9 protein-coding genes and 1 tRNA gene are annotated in these 11,205 nt (G+C 72.0%); all 10 read left to right on the top strand.

Features of this window, described 5'->3' with window-relative positions:
* Positions 1-2 precede the first annotated feature (2 nt).
* The 10 genes from IPP98_08970 to IPP98_08925 all read left to right on the top strand — a co-directional run bounded on the left by IPP98_08970 (position 3) and on the right by IPP98_08925 (position 11,201).
* Positions 3-431: a nucleoside deaminase gene (locus tag IPP98_08970; protein ID MBL0179239.1), complete on the top strand. Its 429-nt coding sequence runs from the start codon at positions 3-5 to the stop codon at positions 429-431.
* A 1,100-nt stretch (positions 432-1,531) separates the two neighbouring features.
* Entirely contained in the window at positions 1,532-2,758 is a 1,227-nt protein-coding gene (locus tag IPP98_08965) for a response regulator (protein MBL0179238.1), read from the top strand.
* Positions 2,755-4,383: a hypothetical protein gene (locus tag IPP98_08960; protein ID MBL0179237.1), complete on the top strand. Its 1,629-nt coding sequence runs from the start codon at positions 2,755-2,757 to the stop codon at positions 4,381-4,383. Before IPP98_08965 ends, IPP98_08960 begins: the two co-directional genes overlap by 4 nt.
* Entirely contained in the window at positions 4,380-4,838 is a 459-nt protein-coding gene (locus IPP98_08955) for a copper chaperone PCu(A)C (protein ID MBL0179236.1), read from the top strand. The genes IPP98_08960 and IPP98_08955 overlap by 4 nt, the downstream gene beginning before the upstream one ends.
* 83 nt (positions 4,839-4,921) lie before the next feature.
* Positions 4,922-5,008 (top strand) — tRNA-Ser (locus tag IPP98_08950).
* 73 nt (positions 5,009-5,081) lie between these two features.
* A complete protein-coding gene (locus IPP98_08945) occupies positions 5,082-5,255 on the top strand; it encodes a hypothetical protein (protein ID MBL0179235.1) in 174 nt (57 codons plus the stop codon).
* Positions 5,252-6,190 carry an ABC transporter ATP-binding protein gene (locus IPP98_08940; protein MBL0179234.1) on the top strand — a complete coding sequence of 313 codons (939 nt, stop codon included), beginning with the start codon at positions 5,252-5,254 and terminating at the stop codon, positions 6,188-6,190. Before IPP98_08945 ends, IPP98_08940 begins: the two co-directional genes overlap by 4 nt.
* Entirely contained in the window at positions 6,183-6,989 is an 807-nt protein-coding gene (locus tag IPP98_08935; GenBank protein ID MBL0179233.1) for an ABC transporter permease, read from the top strand. Before IPP98_08940 ends, IPP98_08935 begins: the two co-directional genes overlap by 8 nt.
* A 62-nt stretch (positions 6,990-7,051) precedes the next feature.
* The gene (locus IPP98_08930; protein MBL0179232.1) at positions 7,052-9,445 is read left to right on the top strand and encodes a transmembrane domain-containing protein; all 2,394 of its coding nucleotides are present in this window, start codon (positions 7,052-7,054) and stop codon (positions 9,443-9,445) included.
* Between the two features lie 70 nt (positions 9,446-9,515).
* The gene (locus tag IPP98_08925; GenBank protein MBL0179231.1) at positions 9,516-11,201 is read left to right on the top strand and encodes a hypothetical protein; all 1,686 of its coding nucleotides are present in this window, start codon (positions 9,516-9,518) and stop codon (positions 11,199-11,201) included.
* The last annotated feature ends 4 nt before the right edge of the window (positions 11,202-11,205 follow it).

Genomic DNA, 11,205 nt, shown 5'->3' with positions numbered 1-11,205 from the left:
GAATGCGGCTGGCGCTTGCGCAGGCCGCGGCGGCCGCGGCGGCAGGCGAGGTCCCCGTCGGCGCGGCGGTCTGCGTGGGCGACCGAGTGCTCGCCGTCGCTCACAACCTCACGGTGGCGTCCGGCGATCCGACGGCCCACGCCGAGTGCCTCGCCATTCGCGGGGCACTCGGCGCATTGGGGAGTGATCGACTCCCCGATGCCACCTTGTACGTGACCCTCGAGCCGTGTGCCCAGTGCGCCGGGGCGATCATCCTCGCCAAGGTCGGTCGCGTGGTCTTTGGTGCGTGGGACGACAAGGCCGGGATGGCGGGCTCGGTGCACGACCTGCTCCGACATCCCCGGCTGAACCATCACCCCGAGGTGCGGGGCGGGGTGCTCGCCGACGCCTGCGGTGATATTCTTCGACACTTCTTCCAGGATCGTCGCTGAGTGAAGCGCCGCCCCCCCCCCCCCCCCGGGCGGCCCCCCCCCCCCCCCCCCCGGCCGGCCCCCCCCCCCCCCCCCCCCCCCCGGGCCCCCCCCCCCCGGGGGCCCCGCCCCGGCCCCCCGGGCCCCCCCCCCGCGCGGCCCGGGCCCCCGCCCCCCCGCGCCCCCCCGGCCCCCCCCCCCGCCGCCCCCGCGGCCGCCCCCGGGCCCCCCCCCCGCCGCCCCCCGGGCCCCGCCGCCCCCCCCCCCCCCCGCCCCCGGCGCGCCCGGCGGGGCCCCCGCCCCCCCCCCCCCCCCCCCCCCCCCCCCCCCCCCCCCCCGCCCCCGCCCCCCCCCCGCCCCCCCCCCCCGCCCCCCCCCCCCCCCCGCCCCCCGCCCCCCCCCCCCCCCCCCGGGGGGGCCGGCGGCCCCGGCCCCGGGCCGGCCCCCCCCCGGGGGGGGCCGCCCCCCCGCCGGCCCCCCCGCCCCCCCCCCCCGGCCCCCGCGGCGGGGGCCGGGCGGGGGGCCGCGCCCCCCCCCCCCCGCCGCCCCCCGGCGGCCCCCGCCCCCCCCCCCCCCCCCCCCCCCCCCCCCCCCCCCCCCCCCCCCCCCCCCCCCCCCCCCCCCCCCCCCCCCCCCCCCCCCCCGCCCCCCCGGCGCCCCCGGCCCCCCCCGCGCCCCCCCCCGGGGCCCCCCCCCCCGGGCCCCCCCGCCGCCCCGGGCGCCCGCCCCCGGCCCGGGGCGGCCCGCCCCGGCCCCCCGCCCCGGGGGCGGGCCCGCCCGGCGGCCGCGCCCCCCCCCCCCGCCCGCCCCCCCCGGGGGGGGGGCCCCCCCGCGCCCCGGCCCGCGCCCCGCCCCCCGGCCGGGGCGGGGCGGGGCCGGGCCCCGGCCCGGGGGGCCGGCCCCCCCCGGCGCGGGGGGCGCCCCCCCCCCCCCCCCCCCCCCCCCCCCCCCCCCCCCCGGGCCCCCCCCCCGGGGGCCCCCCCGCCCCCCCCCCCCCCCCCCCCCCCCCCCCCCGCCGCCCCCGGGCCCCCCCCCCCCCCCCCCCCCCCCCCCCCCCTCTGCCATCGCGCCGATAACCTGAAGAGCGGTCGATGTCGGCGGTCGTTCCCCTCGGAGGCGTCGTGAAGGTTCTGGTCGTTGATGATGATCCCACGATGCGGCGGCTGGTCGTCCGCCTCGCCTCGCGCCATCCCCATGTCGAGATCACTGAAGCGGACAACGGCGTCGCCGCGCTGGCAGCCGTCGAGGCAGAACGCCCCGACCTCGTGATCACCGATGTCACCATGCCGTACCTCGACGGGCTCGGCCTGCTCGAAGCGCTTCGCGGCTCGGCGGCCTACCGGGAACTGCCGGTCGTGGCCGTGTCGGCCATCTCCGACAAGGCGCTGGTGCTCCGCATGGTCGACCTCGGCATCGAGGACTACCTCCTCAAGCCGCTCGATCCCGCCACCGCCGGCCAACGATTCGATGAGTTGCTCACTCGCGTCGAGGCGAGGCACGCCGCGCCCACGGCGGCGAGCACGACGCGCGACTCGCTGATGCTGATCGATCGCGAGCCCGGCTATGGTGCCGTCGTCCGTGCCGCTCTGGGGAGCCGTTTCGCCATCGTCGACGATCTCCCCGTCGCCGCGGCCTTTGCGTCCGCGATCGCCGCGCCGCCGCTGCTTGTCCTCCTCGGCCAGGGCCTCGCCATGCCGTCCGAAGTGGTCATCGCGCGGACGCTCCGCGCCAGCGGGGCCAGCAAGGTCGTGCTGGTGACCGATCATGCCGTGACTGAAGGTGGCGACGCCTTCGACGCGATCGTCCAACGGACGCACGTGCCGCAGAAGCTGCTCGCGTCGCTGGAGTCGTTGATCGCCGGGCTGCGCGACGACGGCGGACAGCTCACCAAGCATCTCGCGGCGGTGGGCGCCGACCTCGGTGTGGCCTGTCGGCAGTCGCTCGGCATCCTGACGGGCCAGGAATCGTCGCTCGTCGAGACAGGCGACGGCCCCACCGGCGAGCTCGTGAGCGTCCGCGTCTCGCTGACCCGCGTGGGCGGCAGTGAGTCGGTGGCGCTGGTGTTGCGCATGACGGCCGCGGACGTGACCGCCCTGGCCGCACCCGATGGGGCCGACGAAGGCGCCGCCGACAAGTTGCTCCATGCCGTGGCTACCCCAGCCGCGGCTCGAGTGGCGCATGCCCTCTCGCAGCGGGGCTGGACCTTCAGCGCCAACGCCCCGACAGAGAACACCGAGTCTGACACGGACGCCGCCGCTCGTGTGCTCGTCCGCACCGAAGGTGGCCAACTGCTCGAAGCCGTGCTCTCGGTCGACGCATCGCCGCCGCCGGCGGTGGCCGCCGGATGACGGTGCCACGGGTCGCCTCCACGTCGTCGGCCGCGACCCGACTCGAGATCGCGCTGATCGCCGCCGTCTGCGCGGCGCTCTGCATCGTGCTCGGATGGACCAGTCGCACGGCGCTCAACCCCGACGGCGTCTCCTACCTCGACATCGCGGCCCGGTTCTCGGCTGGTGATTGGTCCGGCGCCGTCCAGGGCTACTGGAGTCCACTCTACCCGCTGCTCCTCGCGGTGCTCGGCACCGCGACGGGCGCGACCGGGACAACGCTCCTGGTGCAGGTGCATTTCCTGAATGTCGGGATCGCGCTTGGCATCGTGGCGCTGCTCTGGCGATCGGCCCGAGCGCACGGCGACCCGATCGTCGCGCGCGCCCTCTTCGCCGCCTTCTTGCTGGCGTCGGCGCGGACCCCACGACTCGACGCCGTCACGCCCGATCTGCTGCTGATTGGGGCGGTCCTCGTATTGGGCGGTGAGTTGCTCCGTGGCGCGGGCAGCCGATGGTATGCGCTGGGGGCGTGGTTCGGGGTGATCTTCCTGACCAAGACCAGTAGTTGGCCCTGGCTGCTCGTCACTGCGGCGCTACTGGCGATCGCCGGGGATCGTGCGATGCGCCGCACCCTTGTCCGCGCAGGTGGTGTGGCGCTGGCGGTGATGGCGCTGTGGGTGGTGCCGCTCTCGCTCAAGTCGGGTCGGCCAACGCTCGGCAGCGCGGGTGCGTTCAACGCCTGCTGGTATCTCGAACGGTGCGACTCTCGGACGCCCGACGAACACTCCGGCGCCCATGCGCGCTACGGTGGGCTCCGTCTCGCCGACGGCGAACTGGTCACCGTGGCGGACTTCAGCAATACGCAGTGGACGTATGCACCGTGGTCCGACCCGACCGCGTGGCAGGCCGAGGTCCGCAGCATCAATCGCGCGCCGCTGGACCTCTTCGACCTGGTGGGCTACTGGAGTCGACAAGGCTGGGCCGTGGTCTCGCTCTGGACCCCGCAACTGCTGCTCTTCGTCCTGCTTCCGGTGGCCATCCTCAGCTGGCGCCGTGGGCTGCTCGCCACGGGCTGGCGGGAGCAACGGATGGCCGTGCTCCTCGTGCTGCTCGGCCTCGCCGGGATTGCCCAGTTCATCGTGGTGCATGCCGAACCGCGTCTGATCGCGCCGTTCGTCCTGCTCGCGTCGATCGGGTGCCTCTGGTGGTGGCGGCCGCCGGGGATGGCCGCATCAGGTCAGGGGTTTCGGTCGGAAGTCGTCCTGGTGCTTGGTTGGGTTGGACTGGTGTCCGCGCTGCTGCGCGGCGCGATCTACGTCCCGGAGCTGATGACCCGCACGAAGGAAGACACGGCGCGATTCGAACGATTGCGCCAGGCCGGCGTCGACGCGGTCCCCGGTGGGTTGGCGGGACGGGCGATTGTCGTCGTGGGGCCGGCGATCCCGGTCGTCTCCGACGCGTGGCTGTTCGGTGCACGGATCGTGGCCCAGATTCCGCCAGGCTCGGCTTCGCGAATCCGCGCGTGGACGCCGGCGCAACAGCGCGAGATGCTGCGGTTGCTGGGGCGGGGAGATGGTGACGTGGCATGGATGACGGCAACCAACGGGTCGATCCTGATGGCCCCCATTGTTCGGAGCACCCCATGAAGGCTGGATGGATTGTCGTGGCGATGGCCAGTGTGCTTCTGCCCGGCTGTCGGCGGGCCCCCGAGGTCACCGGGGCGAGTGCCGCGGTGGGGGATGTCTCCATTCGTGACGGGGTCGCCTGGGGGCTCGCGTCAAGTCGAAGCTCGACCATTGGTTTCCGCGCCACGGCGACCTCGGCCGACACCTTGATCGCCGTCGAGAGCCCTGACGGTCTCGCCACGCTGCACACGACGCTCGACGGTCGCATGGTGGACCTGACGGCGCTGCCGGTGGCCGCGGGGGCCACGGTGGTGCTCGGCGGGGGTGGTGCGCATATCATGCTCACGGAGGCCACGCACGGCTACGCCGCGGGCGATTCCGTGCGGATCGTGCTCCAGTGGGCACGGAGCGGGCGGGTCGCCTTCTCCGTGCCCCTGCGGAACTACTCCGATGCCTCGGGGCTGCTCAGCCCCTGAGGCGGCCGAGCGGCGCCCCTCTTGATCGGCGGCCCACTCCCGGCCATTTTGTCGTGCTCCTGTGCCTCCGGCACCGGAATCCAGGACAGGTGTCCGAGTGGTTGAAGGAACCGGTCTCGAAAACCGGCAAACCGGCAACGGTTTCGAGGGTTCGAATCCCTCCCTGTCCGTGCAGCAGCTCGAGGGGCGCCCCAGCAATCGGGGCGCCCCTCCTGCTTTCCCTCCGCCGTGCTATCCTTCGGCATGCTTCTCCCGCTCCTGCTGACCGCCCAGGCGTCGCTGCCAGAGTCTTGTATCCTGACCGGCCTCTGCAACCTCGCGCAGCCGGCCCCGCCGGTCGCGTCCGGAGTCTTGTTCGTCGCGGTCGGCATGGTGGGGGCTGGTCTCTGGGGGCTGCGCCGCCCCCCGGCGCGATGACCAGCGCAGTTCGCCTCGTCGACCTCCGGAAGACCTACGCCGGCAGCAGCACCGCCGCCCTCGACGGCATCACCCTCGAGGTCCCGACGGGCTCGATCTACGGCATCCTCGGTCCCAACGGCGCCGGCAAGACCACGACCATCGGCATCTGCACCACCCGCGTCCGCCCGAGTGGCGGCACCGCCACCGTCGCAGGCCTCTCGGTCGTCGATGACGCCGTGGCCGTTCGCCGAGCCATCGGCGTCGCCGCGCAGGCGCTGACGCTGGACCGCTCCTGCAGTGTCTCCCAGAACATCTACTTCCATTGCCGCTATTTCGGCGTCGGGCATGCCGAGGCGAAGCGCCGGACGACCGAGCTGCTGGAGCGCTTTCGCATCGCCGATCGTGCCGATGCCATGCCGATGACACTTTCCGGTGGCCTCGCACAGCGCGTCCAGCTTGCCCGCGCGGTCGCGCACCGCCCCAGTGTCCTCTTCCTCGACGAGCCCACCGCCGGCCTTGATCCGCAGAGCCGCCTGGCCCTGTGGGATCTGGTGCGGGGTCTGATCACCGAAGGGATCACGGTGGTGCTCACCACGCACTACATGGAGGAGGCCGACCAGCTCTGCGATCGGCTCGCCGTCGTCGACCATGGTCGACTCCTCGCCGAAGGGACGCCAACCTCGTTGAAGCAGGACGCTGGCGGCAACGCCGTGGTCGATGTCCACTTTGCGGGATCGCGCGACGAGGCACAGCGCGTGGTGGCCGCGGTGGCCGGGGTGCGCGAAGTCCACCCCACCGACGCGGGGCTTCGGATTCTGGTCGAGCCGGACGGCGCGGGAGTGCCTCGCGTGGTCGCCGCGGTCGCGGCCTTCGGCCTGACAGACCTCAAGGTGGTCGAGCCGTCGCTCGAGACCGTCTTCATCGGACTGACTGGACGCGATCTCCGTGAGTAGTGCGCCTGGCGGCACCTTCGCGTCGGTCCTCGGCCTCTGGTCGCGCGACCTCGCCGTGCTGCGGCGCGAGCTCTTCCCGTTCATCCTCCGGGTCGTGGCGAATCCGCTCCTGACGGTCTTCGTCTTCACCTACGTGTTGCCGAAGAGCGGGCAGTCGATGCCGACCGCTGCCGCGGCGGGGTCGTTCGCGACCGTGCTCGTCCCCGGGCTGGTGGCCGTCGCGATGATGTTCACGGCGATCTCCGCAGTGGCGTTGCCATTGAGCGTGGAACTCGGCGCAACCAGGGAGATCGAGGACCGCGTGCTGGCCCCGATTCCGCTCGGCACGGTGCCGTTGGCAAAGGTGGCCTTCGGCGCCTTCCAGGGCATCCTCGCGGGGGCCGCGATCTTCCCGATCCTGCTGATCCTCCCCGCCACCGAAGTGCATGTGCGCGTCGCGAGCTGGCCGATGCTGATCACGATGCTGCTGCTGGCGAGCTGGACCGCCGCCGCCCTCGGCCTCTTCCTGGGCACCGCGATCCGCCCGCAGCAGATCGGATTGATGTTCGCCGTGGTGCTGACGCCAATGACCTTCCTGGGCTGCGTGTACTACCCGTGGGCCGCCCTCCACGCGATCCCCTGGCTCCAGGCCATGGTGCTGGTCAATCCGCTGGTCTACATGACCGAGGGGCTACGGATCGCCCTGACACCGGACGTCCCGCACCTCTCCCCGGTGGTCACTGCGGTGATGCTGGCGCTCCTCGGCGCGGGGCTCACCCGACTCGGGGTGCGCGGCTTCATTCGACGAGTGATCGCCTAGCCCTCTCGCGTCGGGGCCGGTCAACCGATACTGCGACCAACCCCCACCATGTCGGAGTCCCTGTGCGCCTCGCCCCGTGGTTCGTCTTGCCGGCGTTGCTGCTCGCGTGCGCGCCGGAACCGGAAACGCCGACGACTCCCGTGCTGCCCCCGCCACCGCCCGCCGCGGCCCGTGGGCATTGGTCCGATTCGCTGACCTGGGACCCTGGCCTCATGCCGGTGGCCGGTGCCGATGTCACGATTCCCGTCGGCGATACCGTCGAACTCGACGTCTCCCCCCCGCGCCTCAACCGGCTGACCATCCTTGGCGCGCTGGTGGTCGCTCCGGGGAAGGACATTCAACTCACCGCGCATGAAGTGCATGTGCGGGGGACCTTCCGGATCGGCACCGAGTCCGCGCCCTACACCAAGCGGTTCACACTGACGCTGACGGGGGCCCCCGACGGCGTGGTCACCGCTCTGGGAAGCAAGGTGCTGGCCGTCTTTCCTGGCGGCACGCTTGATATTCATGGCGAGAAGCGACTTGGCTGGACCCGATTGGCATCGACGGCACCACCGGGCGCGACGGCCCTTTCGCTTCTGGAGCCCACCAACTGGCGAATCGGTGATCGAGTCGTGATCGCATCGACCGACTTCGATCCTGCCGAGGCCGAGGAGGCCGTCGTGACGGCCGCCACGTCGACGAGTGTGACGCTCGACCGGGCCCTCCGGAACGAGCACTGGGGCACCGTGCAGCAGGTGGCCGGACGCAGCGTCGATGAGCGGGCCGAAGTGGGGCTGCTGACCCGCAACATCACCGTGCAGGGAGACTCGACGTCGAGCAACGGTTTCGGTGGCCATGTGATCGTCTTCGCCGGCGGGACGGCGCGCATCGAGGGCGCGAGCTTCACTTCGATGGGGCAGAGCGGCCTGGTGGGCCACTATCCGCTGCACTGGCACATGGCGGGTGACGTGACCGGCCAGTACATCCGCGACGTGGCCATCTGGCACACCTTCAATCGCTGCCTGACCATTCACGGCACCGATCGCGCGGTGGCGCAGCGCAACGTCTGTTACGACCACCTCGGGCACGGCTACTTCCTCGAGGACGGCGCCGAGACCGGCAACACGATCGAGGGGAACCTCGGACTCTCAGCCCGCACCCCGGCGGCGAACGTCCGCATTCTCGCGTCGGATGCCAACCCGGCCACCTTCTGGCTGACGAATCCCGACAACACGGTGCGGCGCAACGTCGCGGCCGGCTCGGTCGGCTTCGGCTTCTGGTATGCACTGCCTGCGGCGCCAACCGGCTTCTCCACGGGGCAACCCGATCGGCCCCGCAACACCCCGCTTGCCGAGTTCAGCGACAACGTGGCGCACTCGAACCGCCGCCCGGGTCTCAACGTCGACGATGGCCCGAAGCCGGATGGCACGACGGAGACGACATCGTTCAATCCGCGTGCCGGTGCGGTGAGCAACGGCGCGCCGGTCGTTGCGACCTTCCGGAACTTCACTGCGTGGAAGCACACCTCGCGGGCGGTCTGGCTGCGCGGCTCATCGCAGCGCCTCGACAACGCCGTCCTGGCCGACAACCTGATCGGGGCGACGTTCGCCTCGTCGGAGACCTTCTTCGAGAACTCGCTGGTGGTCGGCGAAACCGGAAACATGACGCCCTCGCCGAATGCCACCTTCCCGATCCGCGGCTACGAGTTCTACGACGGCACCGTCGGCGCGACCAACGTCACCTTCGCGAACTTCGTCACCACGCCGGCGCGACCGGCGAGCGCACTCGGCTACAATCGCCGCAACGGCTTCCCGATCTCGCAGCTCAACTTCGGCACGGCGCTGCGACTGGTGAATGCCAACGGCGCGTACCTGGAGCCGGCCCAGGCCGACAAGGATGGCGACAAGGCCGCCCTCTTTCGTGATGTCGATGGCGGCCTCACCGGCACGCCGGGGATGACCGTGATTGCCGATGTGCCGCTGCTCGTCTCGCCCGGCTGCATCAAGCGCGTCGAATGGAACGCGTGGCAGTGCGCCAATCGTTTTCTCGGCCTCAACATCGACAGCGAGGGCAACGAGCCCGTCGCGCCGATGTCGCTGCGGCGTGACGATGCCGCCACCGTCTCGCTGGTCGGCGTCCCCGGCAATCTCAAGACGGTGCGGATGTCGGTGCCGATGGGTCGGCGTTTCGACCTCGCGTGGGTGACCGCGATCCCGCGGCGAGTGAAGCTCACGCTGCAGCGCGGCGATGTGGGGGACTGGATCCAGGTGGCCATCCCGTACCAGGCGGGGATTCCCTTCACGGTGGTGCGCGATTTCGGAACCAGCACCCCGCTGCCCGCCGCCGCGTCGCTCGCCGAGGTGGTGAGCAGCACGGGGGAGCGGTACTACTGGGACGCGACCACCGCGATGCTGCACGCCAAGCTGTTCATCCGTGCGGGTCGCACCAGCACCACGCTGCAGGTCATCGGCTAGCGACCTCAGGGCGGCGCGGGTTAGACTTCGCGGGTTCACTCCCGCAGTGCCCTGCCTCCCAGAGGTGTCCATGCGCGCAGTCCTTGCGACGGCCCTTGCCGTCGTGCTTGTCGCCCCCATGCCTGCGCAATGGCGCACGCATCAGGCGCTCTCCTCGTCCCTCCAGAACCTCGTGGCGACGCACCGCGGCCGTGCCGAGGTGACCGTGCTCGCCACCTCCCCGGGCGGTCGCGCCGTGCAGGCGCTGCGGATCGGTGCCGGTGCCGACGTCGCCACGCGGCCCGCGCTGCTGGTCGTGGCGAACGCCTACGGCCCACACCTGGTCGGGTCGGAGATCGCCGTCGCCACGGCGGAGCGGCTCCTCGCCGCGTATAGTCGCGACGCCGCCGTCACCGCCCTCCTCGACCGCACCACGATCTGGTTCGTGCCGCGGCTCAATCCCGATGCAGCCGAGGCGGGGTTTGCCCGCCCGATGGGCGAACGGGTCGGCAATGGACTCGCGTACGATGACGATCGTGATCAGCGCACCGATGAGGATGCGCCGGACGACCTGAATGGTGACGGCGTGATCACCGTGATGCGCGTGGCCGATCCCAACGGCGAATGGCTGGTAGACGAGACCCAGCCGTTGTTGATGCGACGCGCCGATCCCGCAAAGGGCGAGGTGGGTCGCTTCCGCCTGCTGGGCATCGAGGGGAAGGATGATGATGGCGATGGCCGCTTCAACGAGGACGCGCCGGGTGGGACCGATATCAACCGCAACTTCCCGTACAACTACCTGCATCACGGTGCGAACGCCGGGTTGTATTCCATGTCGGCGCCCGAGGCCCGCGGCTTGGCCGAGTTCCTGGTCGCGCATCAGGAGATTGCCGCCGTGTATGTGCTCGGCCCGCAGGAGAACCTGCTGCGACCGTGGGAGAATCGCCCGTCGATGGGCATCGCCAACGAGGCCGGCGTGCGCGCTCCCGAGGGGACCAGCGCCGGTGGACAGCTGAACTCCATTCTCCGTGCCGACCAGGCGACCTTCACCGAAATGGGACGACGTTTCCAGAAGAGCACCGGACTCACCAAGGGACCGGCGTCGGCACCAAGCGCAGGTGATCTGCTCAGTTCGCTCTACTACGTCTTCGGAAAGTGGGCCGTCGGCTCGCGCGGGTGGTGGGTACCCGACGCGCCGCGGGACACCATGGCCCGTGCCGCCTCGACGGATGGCAATGGCGAAGATCGCAACGCCCTGCGCTGGTTCGATTCGCAGGGGATCAATGCCTATGTCCCGTGGACGGCGGTGACCCTCGCCGGCGAGCGTGGCGTGGTCGAAGTGGGGGGCTGGAAGCCGGGCGCGCTGCTCAATCCGCCGGCCGGCGCCCAACTCGACTCGACGCTGGCGCGGCAGGAACGGTTTGTTCGCGAGCTGGCCGGGATGCTGCCCCGGGTGGCACTCCGCGCGGCGCGGGTCGAGGCCGTCGGGGACGGCGTCTGGCGCGTCGCCGTCGAGGTCGCCAACGACGGCGCCCTCCCGACCACCACGGCGCTCGGGGCGCGGATGCGCAATCCCCGCGGTGTGCGCGTCGACCTGACGGGGCAGGGGATGACCATTCTCAGCGGCAATGCGGTGCAGTTGCTCGGCGTGCTCGAGGGCGCAGGGCGCACCACCACGCTCGAGTGGACTATCGCCGCCCCGCGCGGCACCACGCTGCAGCTGACGGCCGGGTCGCCGGTCAGTGGCAGCGCCACCCAGACCATTTCCCTTCGGTGAGGCC

This window comes from Gemmatimonadota bacterium (assembly GCA_016720805.1).
In the GTDB taxonomy this organism is placed as follows: domain Bacteria; phylum Gemmatimonadota; class Gemmatimonadetes; order Gemmatimonadales; family GWC2-71-9; genus Palsa-1233.
The sequence above is the reverse complement of the archived record's forward strand: the minus strand, read 5'-3'. Positions and strand labels throughout refer to the sequence as shown.

Coding starts and splice junctions, on each gene's coding strand:
- IPP98_08970 (MBL0179239.1), top strand. CDS start 3: ATGCGGCTGGCGCTTGCGCAGGCCGCGGCGGCCGCGGCGGCAGGCGAG.
- IPP98_08960 (MBL0179237.1), top strand. CDS start 2,755: ATGACGGTGCCACGGGTCGCCTCCACGTCGTCGGCCGCGACCCGACTC.
- IPP98_08955 (MBL0179236.1), top strand. CDS start 4,380: ATGAAGGCTGGATGGATTGTCGTGGCGATGGCCAGTGTGCTTCTGCCC.
- IPP98_08945 (MBL0179235.1), top strand. CDS start 5,082: ATGCTTCTCCCGCTCCTGCTGACCGCCCAGGCGTCGCTGCCAGAGTCT.
- IPP98_08940 (MBL0179234.1), top strand. CDS start 5,252: ATGACCAGCGCAGTTCGCCTCGTCGACCTCCGGAAGACCTACGCCGGC.
- IPP98_08925 (MBL0179231.1), top strand. CDS start 9,516: ATGCGCGCAGTCCTTGCGACGGCCCTTGCCGTCGTGCTTGTCGCCCCC.